We start from the raw sequence: 21,121 nt of genomic DNA, 5'->3' as shown, positions 1-21,121 counted from the left end.
AGTTAGAGTGTGCCAAAAATAATTAAACTTGATCATAACAAATAAGGAGAACTACATGAAACCATTACAAGGTAAAGTAGCAGTTGTAGCAGGGGCAACAAGAGGTGCTGGAAGAGGTATTGCGATGATGCTTGGAGAAGCCGGTGCAACTGTATATGTAACAGGAAGAAGTATAAAAGGGAATTCATCCTGTATGGGGAGAACTGAAACGATTGAAGAGACTGCAGAGCTTGTTACAAAGCAAGGCGGAAAAGGAATCGCAGTCCGTGTTGACCACACAATAGAAGAAGATATTAAAGCATTATTTACAAAGATTCAGGAAGAACAAAATGGACAGCTTGATATTTTAGTAAACGATGTTTGGGGCGGCGATCCTTTAACAGAATGGGAGAAACCTTTCTGGGAACACAACTTACATAACGGACTACTTATGCAACAAAGAGCTGTACATTCTCATATAATGACAAGCCATTACGGTGTACCATTAATGGTGAAAAATAAAAAGGGACTTGTAATTGAAATTACAGGCGGTGTCGACTATCAATACTGTGGCAATTTATACTATAGTTTAGCAAAAATCTCAACAATTCATTTAGCAGAAGCAATGGCGAAAGATTTAGAACAACACAATATTACAGCGGTTGCAGTTAGTCCAGGATTCCTTCGTTCAGAAGCAATGTTAGATATATTTGGTGTAACAGAGGGGAATTGGCGAGACGGAGCAAAACAAGATCCTCATTTTATCGCATCGGAAACGCCTTTCTTCGTTGGGAGAGCAGTAGCAGCTTTAGCAGGTGATCCAAATATTCATGAAAAAACTGGACGAGCGCTAAGTTCATGGGAATTAGGAAGGGAGTATGGATTTACAGATATGGATGGAAGACGACCAGATTGGGGAAAATACTTCGAAGAAAATGTTTTAAATCAAAATTAATGTTTTTAGAGCACTCCATAGCTGAGTGCTCTTGTTCTTTATACAGTACGCAAATAATAAAGTCCTTTTAAAAATAAAATAGTTATTTAAAAAGCATTGGTACAAATGAAATACAGTCAAAAATAAAGTGACAAATCCAACTTACCCAAATACTTTTTGAATTTTTCCATAAATAATTTAGTGCTAATCTAACTGGGATTATAGTTATTAATAACTGTATTGGCACAAAACCATAAGCTGGAATATGCCACAAAGCGAACAACACGCTACATATTAATGATGCCGTGCCAAATTTAAATCCTAATTTTTGTAATGCGATAATTATATTAGTGCAAATCAACTCTTCACCCATTAACATAAAGGGCACACGGAATAAAATCATAGAAATACTTATTACTTCAGCAACGGAATTTTTAGTTGCAGGTTCAAAAATGTAACTGAATATTAAGCTGGAAGCCATACCTACGATAATTGTTAAAGGCACACCCAAAAGTAATGTCTTAAAATTAAAATGTTTAAATTGCTCTAACGATATTTTCCCTAAAAAATAGTATCCAATAATTGCACATAATACAACATTCCATAAAGTTTCAAGAATCATTCCCAATACTTCAGGTATATTTCCCCCTAAAACTGCGAAAAGTTGATATACAATCCCGGAAATAATTAATAATCCCAAAGCTAAAAGAGATTTTGAATCAATTTTCTTCTCTGTTCCTATAATTTTTGTTTCCACAACAACCCCTTCTTTCTTATTTTCTGCTAATTATGAATATATAATAGCACATTGTTCTCCAAAATAATGGTAATTAAGACGGACATAATAATATTATTTTTCCAAATCAGTAAGTCCAAGATTAGGAGATTCTTTGCAAGAGTCATTTACACCAAAACCTATTATTGATATCTTGATTGAATAAAAGTATTTTGAAAATGGTGTGAAATAAAGCAATTATTAAACAAAAATAATAATCGCCCATCAAATTTGTGAGTGGGCGATTATTGTATTTCTAAGAACAAAATTAAACAACTTTATTATCTCTACACATATATCGCATGAAATATTATTTAAATTCCATTAAATAAATAGGAAATAATTACCAAATTAATGATATCCTTAAAGTTATAGTTTTTATTTTGTATAGGAGGGTGATGGAGTCTATGGCGGTACGTATAGTCGATGATTTACAACAATTATCTTTGTTACTTATGTTTTTGAGTACATTAATATTTTACAGATACTTAAAGAAGATTAAACGAGAGAGAAAACTGACTTTTTTAGAATGGACAATGTATTTTGTCACTCAATTCGCGACTTCCATTTGGGCAATTACTTATTTTATTAAATTCTTGTCTGAATCGTAAGTTAAACCATTTTAGTTTATTAGGTTATTGTTATCTATTAGGGATATAAACATAGTCCATGTCTAAATCAATGACGACATCGCTCGTAATATCTTCTTGTAATGACTTTGGAATGTTGTCAAAATGATATCGTACACAAAATAAACTTACAAGATCCTCATTAGATAACTCTTCATTTTTTACGTTAAAATACATTTTTTTCAACTTACTGATAGAACAGTTATGACCAATAACATACTCATTAATTCCATATCCATCAAATTCAATTATCATGTTATCACTGTTGAGTGCTAGCCAAGATTATAGCTTTAATTTTGGATGAATCTTTCATATTGATTATTATAGCTTAAAGTTTAGTGTGAATATATTTTTATAAAGTGAGAGGATTTCAATGGAACAATATAAATTAGTTTTAGAAGGATCTAAACAGTTAAAGTGGGAAACGGGTGAAATTAGGCCCATACAGGATGATGAAATTATCGTTAAAACAATCGCAGGTGCAACTGGTGTAATAGGACGTTCTTTATTGCTAATGTTAATAAGAGAAGGTCATATGGTGTTTGCAATGATTCGTAATGAGTCGCAAGTAGAAGCAATAAAGAAAGTTGGTGCTATACCAGTAATAGCCGGGAGAGAGGGGTTTCAAATAATAAAACACATAAAGAGTATGGATGGATACCTTTACATCCTTCATGGTTTGATGAGTGTGTGAAATATCATAAAAATCCTTTAATGGGAATACTAGTAACATTCACTATTAAAGGATTGGGCTGTAATGAATATACTTTTTGAAAGCATTATTTTAATCCTCACTGGAATTATTGTTTTAAAATTGACAGGTAGTAAATCTGTTAGCCAAATGACGAGAGCTGAAATTATTATTGTTGTTTCTATAGGTCGTATTATTGTAGAACCTATATTAAGTAGGAAAGTAGTCCCATCTATTTTTGCTGCGTTTATTTTTGCGGGTGTTTTACTTATCATTCATTTTATTGAATTGAAATCACGAAAAGTAGAAAAGTTTCTAAATGGAACTAGCATTATTGTTATAGAAAACGGAGAAGTTTTAAAAAAGAATTTATTACGTGCAAAAATGTCAGAACAACAATTATTTATGCATCTGAGAGAAAAAGGTATACATGAAATCAAGAATTTACAACAAGCAACTGTAGAAACGAATGGACGGATTGGGTATCAACTAACTACTAAGGCACAACCAGTTACTTTGGAAATGCTAGAGAAGCTATTAGAGCAATACAATCTTAAAAAATAGTTGTAGACTGAAAAACGCTTCTTGTACATAAAGACACTTTTCACAAATATGTAAAAGTCCCTTCAGTAATCCTGAAGGGACTTTCGTGTTATTTAATGTATCTATCAATTTAATTTGTGTCTATTAAGATTGGAAGGTATGATTTTTAACGGTCTCATCATATCATGGTCTTCATGCTCTAAACGATGACAATGCCATACATAATCTCCAGAATAGGGCTCAAACTTCATTATGATTCGGACGGTCTGTTCACCTGCTACTAGCACGGTATCTTTTAAACCGAAATCCGCTGGAAGAGGGGCTAATAAGTTTCCATTCAAGTCATGACGATCAAGAATTCGAAAATTAACTAGATGTATATGAATAGGATGAATACCAACGGTCAAATTTACTAACTCCCATATTTCAACAGAATTAAGTAAAGGTGTTTCTGTCACTGGATCGTCCCATTCTTTATCATCTAATAAAAGCATAAGACGCCCAAATTCATCTTCTGAGTCATTTAATGTTAATCGTCTTACTTTCTTTACTTTTTCTAATGGAATAAAGTTAATGTTACTTAATGTGCATGGGATTTTACTTTTATCTGGGCAGGATAATGGTTTCGTTACTTGGAACTCCATTATCTCACCAGTTGGATTATCTAAATCAATTCCATTTTGTAATACTACTTTTTTTCCTTCAAACCTTGAAAAATCAATAATAACATCAATACGTTCAGCTGGTGAAACATCTAAACTTTGTACTTTAATCGGCCGTTTAAGAAGGCCTCCATCAGTTCCTATTAAAAAGAATGAACTAAGGTCACTTAATTGGAACTTGTATGTGCGAGTATTGGAAGCGTTTAATAAACGAAATCTATATTTGCGGGGCTCCACTTTTAAAAATGGCCATACTTTCCCGTTAACTGCAATTGTATTTCCTAAAAATAGTGGAACAATAGAAGGGTATGGTAAACCTGGTGGTGGGTCTTCTGGTTGAGCAGGATAAAATAGGGAACCATCCGGATTAAAGGATTTATCTTGAACGATAAGCGGTATTTCGTATTTTCCTTTAGGAAGAGGTAGTGATTTTTCTTCTTTATCACGAATCAAGTAAAGTCCTGCAAGACCCGCATATACATTTAAACGAGTAATCCCAAGTGCATGATCATGATACCAAAGGGTGGTTGCTCGTTCTCGATTCGTATAATGATAAATCTCTTTTACGAAACTAGGTCCTGTTTGTTGAAAGTTTTTCGTAAACCATGCTTCAGGATGACCATCGCTATCTGGTTCACTGGGGCTTCCATGTAAATGTACAACAGTTCGTACTTCTGGATTATCATGGGCCCCGTGAACGGTTTTATCAACCGGTAAGAAATGTTTTTTAGGTAAATCGTTTGACCATCTCACATATACAGGATGATCTTTTTTAACCTCAAACGTTGGACCTGGTACCATTCCATTATAACCCCATACTTTCGTCTTAGGTAAATCACTATGAAACTTGTGTAGCGTTTCAATCATACGTACATCATAAAACGGCTTACCTTTATATGTTCCTATTGGTTTTATTGCGGAGGGAATCGGAAGGGGATCAACAAATTTTGTTAATTCCAAACATCTCTATTTCCTTTCATGTAATATAATATATTCTATTACGCGAATGTTATATTGTTTGTATACTTGACCAAAAAAATCATTGTTATATCTCTTGTACATGTGTAGCTAATATAACTTGAAATAATATACATAAAAATTTAGTCATTTAACTGAATATTAAATGCGAGTATTATATATTTTTAGGAAATATAGTAGGTTTTTATTGAAAAGAATGTGGAGATACTTTATAAAAATAGAGTGCATATGAAAAATATTACGGTTCAGTCAATTGGTGTATTAAAACTAATTGGTATTAAAAAATGCACAAATAAAAAGGACAAGCATATACTATTGATATCCAATTAACTATTTTAACGTGAATTTTCGTTAATGGAGAACCTCAAAATCCCCAAAAAGAGTGCTTTCGGAAGCAAGAGCTCTTTTTATGTAATGCTGTATATAAAATTCTAGTTTGTCCAATCTTTTCTAAATCGAAGTAATAATATTATATATTATTACTTCGATTTAGAAAGGGAGATTTCATTGTATTATTACTGTAAATATTGCGATAGCTATGAAGAGAAAAATCACAAGTGCTGTAAAGGAAAAAGTAAGTATTATAATGGTAACAAAAAAGATGAAGGATGCAACACTGATTGTGATAGTAACAAGAAAAAAAGCAAACTAGTAGGATTCGCTTATGATACATCTTCTTCAATCATCAATTTACCACTAAGTAATAGTATTGTCGTTTCAGAAGAATTAACTACAGTTGCAGAAGTAATTTTACAACATGTTAAAGCTGGGGATTTAGTGTGGTTGAATGGTCTTTTCCACATAAATAATAATAGTGTAACACCAAGTGATCTTATAACTGCAATTTATCGTGTAAGTGGTTTCAATAGAAAGCTTATATATCAATCTATTATTGAAATTGATGCCGAATTTCATGATGACGTAACACAAGTAGTGGCACAACACGTTGATCAAATCGGCTCTTCGCAAGATGAAGTATCATATATTTTAACAGTGCGCACTAACTCTCCAACTGCAGAACTTTTTGTAAATGGCCCAATTACTTTCACAGCAGCAGAAATTAGTTTGTAAATAAATAAAAAATTATTCGTTGTTGTTTTGGAGTTTAAATCATTGATTTAAACTTGGCAATTGTATCATGTAATCTTTCTAATCCAATCAACATATCTTTTTCATTTAACATTGAATAACTAATTCGCAAGTGATTATATTGAGTTTCATGGTTTAATAGACAAGCCGTTCCGGGTAAAAAAGAAACATCTACTTCATTCGCTTTTTGTAATAATGTAAAAGGATCGATTGACCGAGGGAGTGTAACCCATAAGTTAAATCCACCATTAGGTATTTCAAATTCTAATTCTTTTAATGGAGATAATATATCAATTGTTAAATCACGTCTAATTTGTAAAGCTGTACGTAATTTTTCTAAATGATTTTTCATTCGTTCCGCTCGTAAAAAAGGAAGCAGTGCTTTCTGCGTTAATAAAGGGCTACCAATATCCATCGAGGCTTTCACTGCATATAACCATTCGAAGATATGTCCTTCAGCTACAAGCGCTGCAATGCGAAGACCTGGTGCTAACGTTTTACTAAATCCTTTTAAATATATAACATGACCATTTGTATCAAAGCTTTTTATCGTGGGAGGTACTATAGCATCCTCGAAATAAATTTCTCCGAAAGAGTCATCCTCAATAATGAAGAAGTTATAAAGCTCTGCTAGTTCTACAAGTTCTATTCTTCGTTCTTTACTCATTACTGTACCCGTTGGATTCTGAAAAGTAGGATTCACATATAATAAAACAGGATTCTTTCTTTGACAAATATCATCGATTAAATCTGAGCGAATACCGTTGTTGTCAAGACTAACAGGGATAATCTGAACGCCTTTATTAACAAATACATCAAGCGCCGCTCCATAACATGGACTTTCTACTAACACTAAGTCTCCCGGCTTTAATAATGTTTGAGCGATTAAATCAATTCCTTGCTGGGCACCACTTGTAATTAATAATTGAGATGGATCTGTATCTAATTGTTGGTGTTCTTTTAAGTAGTTTGTTATTTCTACTCTAAGTTCTTTATCACCTTGAACAGGTCCGTAAGTTGCTAATATCATTTGATCCTTATTAAGTAATTTGTGCATTTCATCTGAAAGAAACGGATTTGGTAATAAACGTGGATAAAGAACCGCCTGTGAAAAATCGAAATATTTACGGTGTTGGTTCATTACATATTGAGAACGCATAACATTAATGGATTTCGTTTGTTGCCATTGATACGGAATTGGTTTGAAATCTTTATTCACACGTTTATGAATATAGGCACCTTTTCCTTGCTCGATCCGTATATAATTTTTCGTTTCTAACTGTTTATAAGCTTTACGAACAGTTAATAAACTAATTTGCAAATCATCGGCCATAGAACGTAAAGAAGGGAGGTAATCGCCATGTGAAAGCATCCCGCTTTGAATTCTCTCAACAATTTGCATATATATTTGTTGGTAATATGGTATGTTAGATTCTTTACGCAGTACTATCTTCATAGAATCACCTGTTTTTCTTTTTAATTTAATTAAAGCGAAAAACATTCTGGCAATCAACTATATTTTTATTCAACTGTTATATGCATTGATACACTGTTATACACCATATCCTCTATACTCATTTCAAGAGTGAAGAGGAGGAAACAAAATGGTCATTATAAATTATATTTTAGTATGTATTATTTTTGGAACGACATTTTTAACGATAAAAATTGGAATAGAAGCGGGTGCACCACCATTATTTTCAGCTGGAATTCGTTTCTTTTTGGCGGGCCTTATTCTCATTATTACTTTTAAATTAAAGAGAAAGGATATTATGCCGTACTTATTATCAAAACGTATTATATATGCTGGTTTTTGTTTAACATTTATGACATTCGCAACCCTTTACTGGGCTGAACAATATATTTCTTCTGGATTAGCAGCAGTTCTATCTGCTACAGGCCCAATGATGATCTTAATATTACAATCAAGGCGAAACAAAACAAAATTGCAAAAAGAACAACTTGTTGCTTTAGTTATAGCACTTATAGGCGTTTTTTGTATTTCTTTACCTGGAATGCATCAAGAACTTACATTAATATGGAGTATCGCTTGCCTTGTTATATTAGTAGGAGAGTTGTTTTATGGAATAGGTTCTATTCGTTCAAAAGAAATACTTTCAGATTTACCTGATGTATCACCATTTCTCATTAACGGTATTCAAATGTTTTATGGAGGAATGTTACTGTTAATTGTATCTATCGTAATGGAACAGCCTAATCTAACAATCCTAACATCTTGGAATGTACAATGGCCAATTTTATATCTTATATTTGTAGGGTCTATTGGTGGACACGGTTTATATTACTGGCTTTTATCAAAAACAAATCCTGTATTTCCATCAACGTGGTTATATGTATCTCCGTTAATCGCTGTTATTGTAGGGCATTTTGTATTGGGAGAACCATTAAATCCTACAATGGGAATAGGTGCTTGTTTAATCATGATTGGTGTATTTTTAGCAAATCGTACTACACTTGGAGTTTATTTCAAGCAAGGAAGGTTGTTAAAAAAAGAGATGTAGTTAAAGTTTAATGATGTGGAAAACAGCGGAAAACGTATTCAAACTTTAGAAGAAAATAATTAACACATTAGAATACAGATTAGAGATAGTAAAATCAAAAACACAGTGGGGGAAATAACCAACTGTGTTTTTATATAGGCTATATTTAATTTTACACTTAACTAAATCGATCGCATATTGTTTGGTGGATGAATGTTATTTTTTTATTACGGTATTGCCCATCGAAATAGAAATTCGATTCCAACTGTTTATTTGATTAATGATTAACACAAGATCAACATATTGTTTTTCGTCAAAGTATTCACGTACTCGGTTGTATAGATTTTCAGGAACTCTTTTAGTAGGAATGAGAGTAATATGCTCCGATAGTTCCAGAGCAACTTTTTCTTCAGGAGTATAAAAATCACAATCATCCCAAGCATTTAAGCAATAAATTCTTTGCTCGGTTTCACCTAATTTTCGGGCGTCAGAAGTATGCATATCGATACAATAAGCACAACCATTAATTTGAGAGACTCTAATTTTTATAAGCTCTCTAACAGCACGATTAATTGAGGATTTCTTCGTGTATTTCTCCATATCCATCATAATTTTCATACCATCAGGCGAAATATCATAGTAGGCAATTCTTTGACTCATAAGACAAAACCTCCATAATAATAAGTTTTTATAATAAAAACACACTAGGTCGAGATTGGGACTTCTAGTGTGTTTTCATAATTAATTTGCTTTTTTAATAAAACCTTTATAATGACGTTTCACAAGCTGACTTTCGAGCGTCTTCATCGTTTCTAATGCTACACCTACGATGATAAGTAAGCTTGTGCCACCGATTTGGGCAGAAGGTGGTAATGTTGCGATTTTCGTGAATACGAGCGGTAATATTGAAATTGCGCCTAAGAAAATGGCACCGATAAATGTTAAGCGATATAAAATCTTTGTTACATACTGTTCTGTAGATTTACCTGGACGAATACCAGGTACGTATCCATTTTGCTTTTTCAAATTCTCAGCCATTTGTTCAGGGTTCACTTGAATGAATGCATAGAAATATGTGAAAGCAACGATAAGACCCACATAAAGTGTCATTCCAAATGGATGTGCAAAATCAAGATTTGCAATTATCCATTTAGATACGCTTGAATCAGGGAAGAGCTGCGCAATTGTACGCGGCGTCATTAAAAAGGCAGAAGCAAAGATAACAGGAATTACACCTGCACTATTTACTTTAAGAGGTAAATGAGTATTTTTTGCTCCTTGATATTGATTGTTTCCTGAAACAGCTTTTGCATATTGAATCGGTATTTTTCGAACTGCTTGTTGGATGTAAATAACACCAACAACAATCGCTAAAATAACAAGCCCAATTAAGACCATTTTTATAATGTGCATAAATAATTGATCGCCTGCGTTTTGGAATTGTTGTAAATAAATTTGATTTGCAACATTTGGAATAGCTGCAACAAGTCCTGCGAAGATAATCATTGAGATTCCATTACCAACGCCATTAGCGGTGATTTGTTCACCTAACCAAAGTAAAAATGCAGTACCAGCAGTTAATACTGTCGCAATAAATAAGTATGTAGTCCAGCTTGGATCTGTTATTAATTGTCCGCCTGCTATATTATTAAAGCCATAAGACATCCCAATGGCTTGTATGAATGCGAGAATGATTGTAAAGTATCGAGTAAATTGAGCTGATTTCTTGCGGCCCATTTCTCCTTGCTTTGCCCATTCTGTAAATTTAGGTACAACGTCCATTTGTAGTAATTGTACAATGATAGAAGCTGTAATATATGGTGTGATACCTACAGCAAAGATTGAGAAGTGTTGCAGTGCTCCTCCGCCAAATACGTTCAGCATGCCTAAAACGTTAGCTTGATCTTGTACTTTTAATACCTCTGCGTTAGTATGAGGAACCGGAATAAACGTGCCAATTCGAAAAACAATTAACATCGCTAGTGTAAAAAGAATTTTGTTTCTTATCTCAGCTACTCTCATAAAGTTTGAAATCGTACGAAACATCATGTCGCCTCCTGTATTTTTATCAGTTCAATAAAACCGATTATTATATCCCGATGAAGTAACCACAAACCTCCTTCCGCATTAAATTCATTTGACAAATGGAATTTTATACATTTTGTAGTTTTCACGGATATAAATATACAAGTGTTTATATAAGCGATAGATTATCTTCGTAATCATTCAATACCCATAATATAACTAATAAATAAAAAAATGTACATACATATGCATGAAAAGAATAATTTTTTTTACAGTATTTAAACCGTATTATTACATAAATAAAAATAATTCATCAGGAAAGCTGGTATGGAAATCATTACATTTACAGCTTGCACAGTTGTTTCATATGTCGTAAATATTAATCGGAATTCATTTTAAGTCAACAAAAAACACATCTAAATAGATGTTTTTTTTTCGGTTGATTTTTTTGTGAATTGATATAAAGGAATCGCACCCAAAATGACAAGTATATTTTCAGGAGAGTCTAATAAAATAGCAATCCGTGTTTCTGAGATTACCAATTCATTACCGTGAGAGTTTCAGCATATGCAATATACAAAATATAAGTAAACGTCATTAATTTCATTTATAATAGATAAAAATAGATTTTATAAGGAAGGCAGATAACTTGAAAACAAAAGCTAAATATCAAACTTGGATTCGGATTTACAAACTATTTATTTTTTTAGTAATTTCACTCGTGCTTCTCTTAATAGCATTATTGCCTATTGATTTTTATGTGCGAGCCTTGTCAGGGATGATAGCATTGCCGTTTATTTATATAGCATTTATACTTTCTTATTCTGTTTACCAATTCTCAGTATTTGGAGGGAATTATCAGTCGAAAATACATGATTTAATTGTTACCAAGGTAAATTGGGATGGAGAAGGAAAAATACTAGATATAGGAACCGGCAGTGGTTCACTGATTATTAAATTGGCAAAGACTTTTCCTAAGTCCTTTTTAACTGGAATTGATTATTGGGGCGGGAATTGGGAATATTCAAAAGCTCAATGCCAACAGAATGCTGAAATAGAAGGGGTCTCTGATAGAATTGTTTTTTTGAAAGCAAGTGCTGCAGAACTCCCTTTCAATGATGGTGAATTTGATAGGATTGTAAGTTGTCTAACATTTCATGAAGTAAAAGATAGAGAGAATAAATCTGAAGTAATTAAAGAGTCATTAAGAGTGTTAAAACCTGGTGGTGAATTTGTCTTCATAGATTTGTTTATGGATGAAAAAATATTTGGGGATGAAAAAGAGCTCTTAAATGACCTGGAGAAACTTGGCGTATCTGAACTGAATAGTAATGAACTTGCTGAAGAAATAAAATTACCGAAGATCTTGTTGAACAAAAAAGTACTTGGAAATGCAATGATTTTGAGTGGAAGGAAATAAACTTACCAAAATAGAGTTAACTGCTGTATTTAATAACATACATTAAATAAACAAAAAAGGACCTCTACATAGGTCTTTTTTTTACGGATAAAATTAGTATTTATATTTGACCTTGATTTTGACATTTATACAAAGACAAAACAAATGTATTTTTTAGCACATAAAAAAAATTGTCACAAAAATTGATTTTCTGGTTTCTCTATAATACAGGCATCAAATGAGAGCGAGGTTTTACTTACATGTTAAATATAAAAAGTGAAGAGAGGAATGTTTCAGATATAACATTTGAAGAGTTGTTTAAATAAAACTATGTTTATATTGTTAAACAAATATTATGGATTATTAAAAAACAAACAATCGCTGAGGAATTAGCGCAAGAAGTGTTTTTACAACTGTACCGTACAGATTGGAAAGAAGTTGAAAACTTACGTGGATGGCTTATTAAATCATCTACTTATGTAGCCTATAACTATATACGTTCTGAAAAGAGACATCAGGCAAGGGTTGATAAAGAAATCCAGTATCAAGAAATTCAAAATGATTCATCATTGGATGATCAATGGATAAGAAAAGAAGAGATTACAAAAGTACAAATAGTATTAAGAAAAATGAAGGAACAAGATCGAACAATTTTGTTAATGAAATTCTCAGGGTTTCAATATAAAGAAATCGCACAAGTTCTTCAAATCGACGTATCTTCTATTGGAACATTATTAGTACGAGCCAAACTGAAATTCCGCAAAATTTATGAACAGATGGGGGAATACTAAATGACTTGTTATAATATGGGGTTCATTCAAGCATATATAGATGGCGAGCTGTCTCGTAATGAAAGAAAGCAATTTATAAAACATCTGGACACATGTGAAAAGTGTCAAAAATTATTAATAGAAATTACTAAATTAAATCAATGGGAAAATTCAACACTTGCTGAGGAATGTATACAGTCAAAACAAGAAATAGAAATAGATATAGATGTAGAACAAGCGTGGAAAACATTCGAAAGTAATTCCCAGTTAGAAAATGTGCCAAATATAAATCATAAAATGGATCAGAAGAAAGGTATTTTTACAAACATGAATAAAAAATCAAAACGCTTAATGTATACAGTAATAGCAGCGGCAGGACTTTTTGCAACAGCAATGATTCCACAAGTACAAGTCGCAGCTACTAATATCGCTTCTTACCTTGCTAATGAAGTTTCAAATGATAATGTCGTAAATGAGGGAATGACAGACGAAAACGGGGTAAAGCAAGAGGGGATGCTGAATGGGCAATATATACCTATTGATGAAAAAATAACAGATCAGGATATTACCGTACATTTCAAAGAATTATATGTAGCAGATGCACGTATATCTGTACATTATAGAATTGAAAAAGCTGATGGGACTTTAGTACCGTTTAAATTTGATACAGCTGGGTTAGATATGAAAAGTGATGGGAAAATAAACGGACAACAAGAAGAAAATCCTGAATATAACACGAAGAATGGTATGTTCTCGCAGTTAGCGTTTATCCAAGGTACAGATAGTCTACCATTTGAATTAATGGCAGAAGGAATAAAATTAGAGCATGTAGGCATTCGAGATAAAGACAGACCAGAAGGTGTCATTACATTTGTTGAAGGTCTTGAAGGAAAAGGATCTTTTAAACAACTACTTACTTTAAATGTAAACATAAATAAAATTGGAAAAGTAGCTGGATCCTGGAAAGGTCAAATTCAAATTGATCCTGCAAAATTAAAAAATAAAACAAATTAAAATGAAAAAAAGAATAAAACAATGCATGTCGAGTGCTATCTTTATCTGTTGCCTTGCTTTAATTATGCTTATTTCTTATATTATTTTAACTGTATCTTTTATTTACTAATTAAGTTTATAAGTTTAACTAGTAAATAAAATAAATTGAAGTTAAATAATCACTGAGAATTTTAATTTATTAGATGAAGAAGTTTTAAAAGTTTATTGTGCAGAGAAATCACATAATAAGCAAGTAAACGATTGGATGAGACGAGCATATACCATAACTGACATAATGCATTTGTGATTTATAATCGTATCGGATGAGCACCTTAGGGGCTCTTTTTTTATTGAGTTTAATGAACTTATATGAGCTGTTCTATATTTATATCACCGATCTTAAATTATGTAATTTTGCATAATGTTACACAAATTTAGTATTTTCCCTTTTTTTCGACAATTATAGAAAGTATACTTTGTACAAGCTTTCTATTTCAAAAATTATACGAGGTGAAAAAATGAAAAACACAAAGACATTAACTAAGGTAGCATTAACAACAGGATTAGCTTTAACAGCTGTGGCACCATATGGAATAGGTCATGCAGAGGAAACAGATCAACTACAAGTTCAAATTCAGGAGGAATCTTTCCGTTCAGGTGAACTTACACAACCGTCACAAAAGGCACCAGAAAATGTAGTAAAAGATGCTCTTAAAGAGAAAACAGAACAAGCTCTGTCCCAAAAACAAGTCAATGGAGAAACAGGAGTAGATTATAAGGTTCTTCAAAAACGTGATTCATATGATGGGACTACACTCGTACGTATGCAGCAAACATATGAAGGAAAAGAAGTATATGGCCATCAATTAACTGCACACGTAGATAATAAGGGTGTTATTAAAAGTGTTTCAGGCGATAGCGCGCAAAATTTAAAACAAGAAGAATTGAAAAAACCTATAAATCTATCAAAAGATGAAGCAAAACAATATATTTATACGAAGTACGGGAACGATATCAAGTTTATTTCTGAGCCAGAAGTTAAGGAAGTTATTTTTGTTGATGAAAATAATGGACAAGCTAGCAATGCATACCAAGTTACATTTGAAGCTGCAACACCAAACTATGTTTCTGGAACTTATTTAGTAAATGCGCAAAATGGCGATATGTTAAAAAATATGGTACAAGAATCTAATTTAAAAGCAAGTGAAAAACTAGTTGGAGCCTTAAAGGAAAGTAAAAAAAGCAGTCTTACATCATTAACTGGAACAGGAAAAGATGATTTAGGAATTTCTCGTTCATTTGGTATTTCTAAACAAAGTAATGGAAAATATGCACTTGCTGATTATACAAGAGGGCAAGGAATTGAAACTTATGATGTGAATTACAAAGATATTACTAAAGAAGAAAGCTATTATCCTGGTACATTAGCAACTAGTACTTCAACAACATTTAACGATCCAAAAGCAGTAAGTGCTCATTACTTAGCAACAAAGGTATTTGATTTTTATAAAGATAAATACAAGCGTAATAGTTTTGATAATAAGGGACAAAAGGTAGTTTCAGTTGTACACGCTTGGGATTCTGAAGATACGAACGATCCGAAAAATTGGCAGAATGCATTAAGTGCTAATAATGGAAGTATGCTTGTATATGGCGATCCTATCGTTAAAGCATATGACGTAGCTGGACATGAATTTACACATGCTGTTACTTCTAGCGAATCTAATCTTGAATATTACGGTGAATCTGGTGCAATCAATGAGGCACTATCTGATATTATGGGAACATCTATTGAGAAATACGTAAATAATGGAACATTTAACTGGACAATGGGAGAACAAACCGGATCTGTTTTCCGTGATATGGAAAACCCAGCTTCTGTGCCATCTTCACTTGGAGTACCTTATCCAGATGATTACAGTGAATTTAACGATTTTAATGGCTGGGATCAAGGTGGCGTTCATTTTAATTCAAGCATTATTAATAAAGTTGCGTATCTCATTGCAAAAGGTGGAACTCATAACGGGGTAACTGTTAAAGGAATTGGTGAGGATAAAATGTTTGATATTTTCTATTATGCAAATACAGATGAATTAAACATGACTTCTAATTTCAAGGAACTGAAATCAGCATGTATTCGAGTGGCAACTAATAAATATGGGGCGAATACAGCTGAAGTTCAAGCAGTTCAAAAGGCATTTGATGCAGCAAAAATTAAGTAAGTTAGAAATATAGTTTTTATTCATATATTAATACGTTATAAAAAACAGCTATTATCATTTTAAGATATTAGCTGTTTTTTTGTAACGTAGCAAGGTATTTATGAAAATAAACTTATTAAGTAATATTCACGCTGTCTATCTTTAATAAGTTGTGACAAATATATAAGATGTAAAGTGTATAAAAACAGAAAATTAATAATATATTGACCTCTTAATAGTAAGTGCTATAGAATGAAAGCGATAACAAACGATTGCTTTAAAATGATTTCCTTGATCTTTTAGTATTTACAAATATAAGAAGGAATAAACAAATCTATTTTTTTAATGTTTAATGCAAACGTTTTCGTATTAAAAAGATCATTGAAATACATACGTAAAAATAGCCAATATGGAGGTGAAGTAAAAGAGATTCCTAGATTAATTTAAACCGTGTTTCGTAGTATGAGCATAATAAATTGTTCGTAATATTTAAAGAAAGGGTGTATGGGGTGCAAATTACAAAAAAATTAATTAACAAATCGTTTTTATTACTTACCATAATCGTTATGTTATCATCTGTTTTCTCTTTTCAGAGCGTGAAGGCAGTTTCAAATTCGAAAGCTACTGAAATTATCATTCATTACAAAGAGAAATTTGGAAATACAAAAGACTGGAATCTTTGGGTATGGGGAGAAAATGCAAACGGTAAATCCTATGAATTTACTGGTGAAGATGATTTTGGAAAATACGCTAAGATAAAAATAGATGGTGACTATAATCGGGTAGGATTTATAGTTCGTACCAATGAATGGGAAAAAGATGGAGGTGATCACTGGGTTGAACATATAAGGGATGGTCGTGCTGAAGTATGGATCCTTTCGGGTGATGAAAAAGTATATGATTCTAAGCCTTCTTCTGATCTCTCTATTCAAAAAGCTACTATTGATAGTTTTAATGAAATCACTATAAATACTAATATTCCGTTTAATATTAAGGAACAGAAAATTGAAATTGAAGGCGTTAAAATTAAGGGAATTAGTCCTTATGATAAAAATAGTGGAGATATTACTAATAAGGTTAAAGTAATTACGGAACAGAAAATTGATTTAAAACAAACATACAAAGTTAAAATAGCAAACTTAGCTGATGCGAATACTGAAATCGGTAAAGTCATTCGTAGCGAGGAATTTGATAATTTATTTTATTATGGTGGTAATGATTTAGGGAATATATATACTCCGCAACATACAAAGTTCCGTTTATGGGCTCCTACTGCGAGTGAAGCGAAGTTAGTTTCATATAAAAATTGGAGCGATAAAATAGGTACTGAAATAAACATGCAACAAGGTGAAAAGGGAACATGGATAGCAGAACTTAAAGGGAACCAAAAAGGTCTCTTTTATACGTATAAAGTAAAAATTGGTGATAAGTGGACTGAAGCGGTTGATCCGTATGTGCGTGCTGCTTCCGTAAATGGAGATAAAGGTGTAGTCGTTGATTTAAAAGAAACAAATCCGAAAAAATGGAAAGCAAACAAAAAACCGAAATTTAAAAATCCGGAAGATGCTATTATTTATGAATTGCATGTACGCGATCTTTCCATCCAACCTGAAAGTGGTATTAAGCAGAAAGGGAAATATTTAGGTGTAATAGAAAAAGGAACAAAAGGTCCTGAAGGTGTTAAAACAGGACTTGATCATATGAAAGATCTTGGTGTTACACACGTTCAGTTTTTACCGATATTTGATTATGCCTCGGTAAATGAAGAAACTTTAAATGAACCACAATATAACTGGGGATATGACCCGAAAAATTTCAACGTCCCAGAGGGCTCCTATTCTACAAATCCTTATGAGCCAACTGTTCGAATAACTGAATTAAAGCAAATGATTCAAACACTGCATGATAATAATCTTCGTGTTGTAATGGACGTAGTATATAACCATATGTATAATGCCGCTGAATCTAATTTTCATAAGTTAGTCCCAGGTTATTATTATCGTTACAATGAAGATGGAACACTTGCAAATGGAACTGGTGTAGGAAATGATACCGCTTCAGAACGAAAAATGATGAGGAAATTTATGGTGGATTCCGTCACGTACTGGGCAAAAGAATATAATTTAGATGGATTCCGTTTTGATTTAATGGGTATTCATGATTATGAAACGATGAATGAAATACGTAAAGGGGTTAATCAAATTGATCCTTCTATTATTCTGCATGGAGAAGGCTGGGATTTAAATACACCTCTTGCAACTGAGTTGAAAGCAAACCAAAAAAATGCAGAGAAAATGAAAGGGATTGCTCATTTTAACGATAATATACGTGATGGATTGAAAGGCAGTGTATTTGAGGAGAAAGAAAATGGTTTTGTAAATGGAAAGCAAAACATGGAAGACCGTATTAAAAAAGGCATTACGGCAGGTATTGACTATGATACAAATTCGTCTACCTATCAAGATCCAGAGCAGGTGTTAACTTATGTGGAAGCACATGATAATCATACATTATGGGATAAACTGGAGTTGACTAATCAGGGTGAAAGTGAAGAAGTGCGAAAACAAATGCACAAATTGTCTTCTTCTATTTTATTAACATCACAAGGTATTCCATTCTTACATGCAGGACAAGAGTTTATGCGCACAAAATATGGTGATCATAACAGTTACAAATCTCCTGATTCAATTAACCAGATGGACTGGTTACGCCGTGCGGCATTTAATAATGAAGTAGATTATATGAAGGGCTTAATAGATTTACGCAAAAAGTACTCAGCTTTTCGAATGACATCTGCAGAGCAAATTAAAAAGCATGTATCTTTTATTGATGCTCCAAAAAATGTTGTAGCTTATACAATAGATGGGAAAGGCAATGGGAATAAAAACGAATACTTTATGGTGGTTCACAATGCAAATAGAGAAGACGTTGACATAACGCTTCCATCGAAAGGTCCTTGGAAAGTACTAGTAGACGGTAAGCAGGCGGGAAGTAAAACACTTTATGTAGTCCATGACAATAAAATCAAGGTTCCTGCATTAAGTTCATTTGTTTTAAAAACAGAAAAGCCGATTAAATAAAAAGCAAATCATGTAAAAGTGTATACTGAATTGAGCAAATTAAATAAGGATTGTGAATGCAAAAAGCGAAGTGACGGTTATTTTCACTTCGCTTTTAAAGTTAAATTAATATAATTTCACATACTGTAATTATATTACAATTTAATAAAGAAAATAGACAAGAGATTATTGCTATTGTAACAGTAGGAGGAGAAGAAATCTTTGTATTTATTTATAAAATTATCTGAAGCACATTCTTAATTTATATAATTTTTATTATATATTCGAACATCTAACGGGCTAGATGTTCGAGTTGTATTAATTCCTACAAATCGTTTAAAAAATAGCAAAGATGCAAAAGTATATGGAATTAAAATAGAGAAAAGACACCTTAAATGGTGTCTTTTCTCTATTTTAAATACGATATGTTAGTAGCTCACTTGTATGTAAAAGTAAGTTGCATTTTTACACTAACTTCAAAAGAAGAATATTAAATTCTTTACTTAATCTAAGTGTAATAAATCTCATTAGAAAATTTTATCGCTATAACAAATAAAACTTTCTCAATATTATTGTGTTTAATAACTATATCCATCTGCTTTCCAATCCATTACAATAATTTCACATTGGAAATACATGAATATTCTCAATGTTCTAAATGGTTTATACCTTATAGGATTACTATGGGAAAGGATGTGAAATGTCTAATAAAAAATCATTTTTTATGATGAAATAAAAAATTTTAATGAAGAAAAAGTTATTTTATTATTCTCAAGCTTTGTTGAAGTACATGTATTTATAATCACTACGAGACAAGGGGAAGAATCTAAAAATTATTTTTAGAGATTAGAAAAGTGTATTTAAAAATTAAGTTAAAAGTTTATGGAGGGTTATATGAGCGAGAAAACTTATTACTGGTCTCCTATTAAGCATTGGGAGAAGTTGCATAATGAAGTTTTGGTAGGGGAAATGCGATTTACAGGTATTCTGTCTGAGTGGTTTCCTGAGTTTTATTTTTTGACTCAAAAAGGTGTGAAAATTAGTGAACTAGTAGAGCGCTTTTCGTTAGGAAATGTAGAAGAGACACAAAAAACAATAGAGCTTATGATAAAAAATCGTGTGTTAGTAAGTAACATATTACACCCAAGAGAAGTATTTTCCACACAAGAAAAGATTTTTCCAAATCCATATAGCGACCAGATTCGCTTTTCTAAAGAAGATTTAGATATGTATATGAGTGAACAATTGAATCGAACGCACGTTGCTACGCGGTCAACCGAAATTCAACTTGAAACAACAAATGAGCTACCCACTATAATCAAGGAACGTAGGTCTTGTCGCCAATTTGATATGAAAAAACATATTAGTTTTTTAGAATTTTCCCAATTCATATCAACTCTAAAACAGGTTGGGGAAGAAAAAATATACTATCATTACGCAAGTGCAGGCGGACTCTACCCTATTGATATCTTTATTTACATAAAACCAAAACGTATAGAAGGTATGAAAGCTGGATTTTATTATTATAACCCATCAAAAAACTGTCTTGTAATTGTAAATAATATTGATCAAGTAATCAAAAGTGATCATGAGTTAATTAACCAAGATTTATTTACTCAGTCTGCCTTTTCAGTTTATTTGGTTTATAATGCGAACGCTTCCATCCCGAAATACGGTTCAGATGGATATTTATTTGCTTGTATTGAGTCTGGTATTATCACTGCTACCTTAAATATGGTGGCTGAGACATTGAATTTAGGCGTTTGTTCAGTTGGTCATATGAAATTTGAAGAGATTCAGCAATTTTTATGTTTGGATAACCATCAAGTATTTCTCCATGGACTTGAAGTTGGCTTGAAAATTAACGAATAGATGAAATGAATATTAGGGGGA

17 protein-coding genes and 3 pseudogenes are annotated in these 21,121 nt (G+C 32.3%); 13 read left to right on the top strand and 7 right to left on the bottom strand.

Annotated features, from left to right (window positions below):
- Positions 1-55: 55 nt before the first annotated feature.
- Complete coding sequence (locus QCI75_RS14245) at positions 56-934, top strand: SDR family oxidoreductase (protein WP_353760722.1); 879 nt, start codon at positions 56-58, stop codon at positions 932-934.
- 82 nt (positions 935-1,016) lie between these two features.
- Here QCI75_RS14245 and QCI75_RS14240 read toward each other — a convergent pair whose 3' ends face one another.
- Positions 1,017-1,670 carry a CPBP family intramembrane glutamic endopeptidase gene (locus QCI75_RS14240; protein WP_353760721.1) on the bottom strand — a complete coding sequence of 218 codons (654 nt, stop codon included), beginning with the start codon at positions 1,668-1,670 and terminating at the stop codon, positions 1,017-1,019.
- 425 nt (positions 1,671-2,095) lie between these two features.
- On the opposite strand from QCI75_RS14240, the gene QCI75_RS14235 reads away from it, so the two are divergent.
- Positions 2,096-2,299 carry a hypothetical protein gene (locus tag QCI75_RS14235; protein WP_144507303.1) on the top strand — a complete coding sequence of 68 codons (204 nt, stop codon included), beginning with the start codon at positions 2,096-2,098 and terminating at the stop codon, positions 2,297-2,299.
- A gap of 30 nt (positions 2,300-2,329) precedes the next feature.
- Here the strand turns inward: QCI75_RS14235 and QCI75_RS14230 are convergent, their stop codons facing one another.
- Complete coding sequence (locus tag QCI75_RS14230; RefSeq protein WP_353760720.1) at positions 2,330-2,572, bottom strand: hypothetical protein; 243 nt, start codon at positions 2,570-2,572, stop codon at positions 2,330-2,332.
- 259 nt (positions 2,573-2,831) lie between these two features.
- On the opposite strand from QCI75_RS14230, the pseudogene QCI75_RS30550 reads away from it, so the two are divergent.
- Together QCI75_RS30550 and QCI75_RS14220 are read left to right on the top strand one after the other, a co-directional pair.
- A pseudogene (locus QCI75_RS30550) lies at positions 2,832-2,927 on the top strand (NmrA family NAD(P)-binding protein); the annotation flags it as partial.
- Between the two features lie 147 nt (positions 2,928-3,074).
- Positions 3,075-3,572, top strand: coding sequence for a DUF421 domain-containing protein (locus QCI75_RS14220; RefSeq protein ID WP_144507301.1), 498 nt, complete (start codon positions 3,075-3,077; stop codon positions 3,570-3,572).
- Positions 3,573-3,676: 104 nt separating this feature from the next.
- Here the strand turns inward: QCI75_RS14220 and QCI75_RS14215 are convergent, their stop codons facing one another.
- Positions 3,677-5,173 (bottom strand): multicopper oxidase family protein, encoded by a 1,497-nt coding sequence (locus QCI75_RS14215; RefSeq protein ID WP_144507300.1) that lies wholly within the window; start codon positions 5,171-5,173, stop codon positions 3,677-3,679.
- 525 nt (positions 5,174-5,698) lie between these two features.
- Here QCI75_RS14215 and QCI75_RS14210 point away from each other — a divergent pair.
- Entirely contained in the window at positions 5,699-6,262 is a 564-nt protein-coding gene (locus tag QCI75_RS14210; protein ID WP_098778317.1) for a hypothetical protein, read from the top strand.
- A gap of 34 nt (positions 6,263-6,296) precedes the next feature.
- Here QCI75_RS14210 and pdxR read toward each other — a convergent pair whose 3' ends face one another.
- Positions 6,297-7,736 carry a MocR-like pyridoxine biosynthesis transcription factor PdxR gene (pdxR, locus tag QCI75_RS14205; RefSeq protein ID WP_353760719.1) on the bottom strand — a complete coding sequence of 480 codons (1,440 nt, stop codon included), beginning with the start codon at positions 7,734-7,736 and terminating at the stop codon, positions 6,297-6,299.
- A 148-nt stretch (positions 7,737-7,884) separates the two neighbouring features.
- Between pdxR and QCI75_RS14200 the strand changes: the two genes are divergently transcribed.
- Positions 7,885-8,802, top strand: a complete 918-nt coding sequence (locus QCI75_RS14200; RefSeq protein WP_353760718.1) for a DMT family transporter — start codon at positions 7,885-7,887, stop codon at positions 8,800-8,802.
- Between the two features lie 195 nt (positions 8,803-8,997).
- On the opposite strand, the gene QCI75_RS14195 is transcribed toward QCI75_RS14200, so the two are convergent.
- The 3 genes from QCI75_RS14195 to QCI75_RS14185 form a co-directional block, all read right to left on the bottom strand.
- The gene (locus tag QCI75_RS14195; protein ID WP_002119650.1) at positions 8,998-9,441 is read right to left on the bottom strand and encodes a carboxymuconolactone decarboxylase family protein; all 444 of its coding nucleotides are present in this window, start codon (positions 9,439-9,441) and stop codon (positions 8,998-9,000) included.
- Positions 9,442-9,522: 81 nt separating this feature from the next.
- A complete protein-coding gene (gene secY, locus QCI75_RS14190; protein ID WP_289359246.1) occupies positions 9,523-10,827 on the bottom strand; it encodes a preprotein translocase subunit SecY in 1,305 nt (434 codons plus the stop codon).
- Positions 10,828-11,222: 395 nt separating this feature from the next.
- Positions 11,223-11,348, bottom strand: coding sequence for a DUF3937 family protein (locus QCI75_RS14185; protein ID WP_483299464.1), 126 nt, complete (start codon positions 11,346-11,348; stop codon positions 11,223-11,225).
- A 107-nt stretch (positions 11,349-11,455) separates the two neighbouring features.
- On the opposite strand from QCI75_RS14185, the gene QCI75_RS14180 reads away from it, so the two are divergent.
- The 7 genes and pseudogenes from QCI75_RS14180 (at position 11,456) to QCI75_RS14155 (ending at position 21,100) form a co-directional block, all read left to right on the top strand.
- Entirely contained in the window at positions 11,456-12,226 is a 771-nt protein-coding gene (locus QCI75_RS14180) for a class I SAM-dependent methyltransferase (protein ID WP_353760717.1), read from the top strand.
- A 239-nt stretch (positions 12,227-12,465) separates the two neighbouring features.
- Positions 12,466-12,996, top strand: a pseudogene (locus QCI75_RS14175) (RNA polymerase sigma factor SigX).
- The gene (locus QCI75_RS14170; protein WP_353760716.1) at positions 12,997-13,989 is read left to right on the top strand and encodes a DUF4179 domain-containing protein; all 993 of its coding nucleotides are present in this window, start codon (positions 12,997-12,999) and stop codon (positions 13,987-13,989) included.
- 497 nt (positions 13,990-14,486) lie between these two features.
- Positions 14,487-16,190, top strand: a complete 1,704-nt coding sequence (locus tag QCI75_RS14165) for a M4 family metallopeptidase (RefSeq protein ID WP_000799181.1) — start codon at positions 14,487-14,489, stop codon at positions 16,188-16,190.
- Between the two features lie 488 nt (positions 16,191-16,678).
- On the top strand, positions 16,679-19,249 hold the full coding sequence (gene pulA / locus QCI75_RS14160) for a type I pullulanase (protein WP_353760715.1): 2,571 nt from the start codon (positions 16,679-16,681) through the stop codon (positions 19,247-19,249).
- 267 nt (positions 19,250-19,516) lie between these two features.
- A pseudogene (locus QCI75_RS30545) lies at positions 19,517-19,594 on the top strand (DM13 domain-containing protein); the annotation flags it as partial.
- Positions 19,595-20,122: 528 nt separating this feature from the next.
- Positions 20,123-21,100: a SagB/ThcOx family dehydrogenase gene (locus QCI75_RS14155; RefSeq protein WP_070128404.1), complete on the top strand. Its 978-nt coding sequence runs from the start codon at positions 20,123-20,125 to the stop codon at positions 21,098-21,100.
- The last annotated feature ends 21 nt before the right edge of the window (positions 21,101-21,121 follow it).

This window comes from Bacillus cereus group sp. RP43 (assembly GCF_040459645.1).
GTDB lineage: Bacteria > Bacillota > Bacilli > Bacillales > Bacillaceae_G > Bacillus_A > Bacillus_A mycoides_C.
This window is presented reverse-complemented; position numbering and strand designations above follow the sequence as displayed.

Coding starts and splice junctions, on each gene's coding strand:
- QCI75_RS14245 (WP_353760722.1), top strand. CDS start 56: ATGAAACCATTACAAGGTAAAGTAGCAGTTGTAGCAGGGGCAACAAGA.
- QCI75_RS14235 (WP_144507303.1), top strand. CDS start 2,096: ATGGCGGTACGTATAGTCGATGATTTACAACAATTATCTTTGTTACTT.
- QCI75_RS14230 (WP_353760720.1), bottom strand. CDS start 2,572: ATGATAATTGAATTTGATGGATATGGAATTAATGAGTATGTTATTGGT.
- QCI75_RS14220 (WP_144507301.1), top strand. CDS start 3,075: ATGAATATACTTTTTGAAAGCATTATTTTAATCCTCACTGGAATTATT.
- pdxR (WP_353760719.1), bottom strand. CDS start 7,736: ATGAAGATAGTACTGCGTAAAGAATCTAACATACCATATTACCAACAA.
- QCI75_RS14200 (WP_353760718.1), top strand. CDS start 7,885: ATGGTCATTATAAATTATATTTTAGTATGTATTATTTTTGGAACGACA.
- QCI75_RS14195 (WP_002119650.1), bottom strand. CDS start 9,441: ATGAGTCAAAGAATTGCCTACTATGATATTTCGCCTGATGGTATGAAA.
- secY (WP_289359246.1), bottom strand. CDS start 10,827: ATGTTTCGTACGATTTCAAACTTTATGAGAGTAGCTGAGATAAGAAAC.
- QCI75_RS14170 (WP_353760716.1), top strand. CDS start 12,997: ATGACTTGTTATAATATGGGGTTCATTCAAGCATATATAGATGGCGAG.
- QCI75_RS14165 (WP_000799181.1), top strand. CDS start 14,487: ATGAAAAACACAAAGACATTAACTAAGGTAGCATTAACAACAGGATTA.
- QCI75_RS14155 (WP_070128404.1), top strand. CDS start 20,123: ATGAGCGAGAAAACTTATTACTGGTCTCCTATTAAGCATTGGGAGAAG.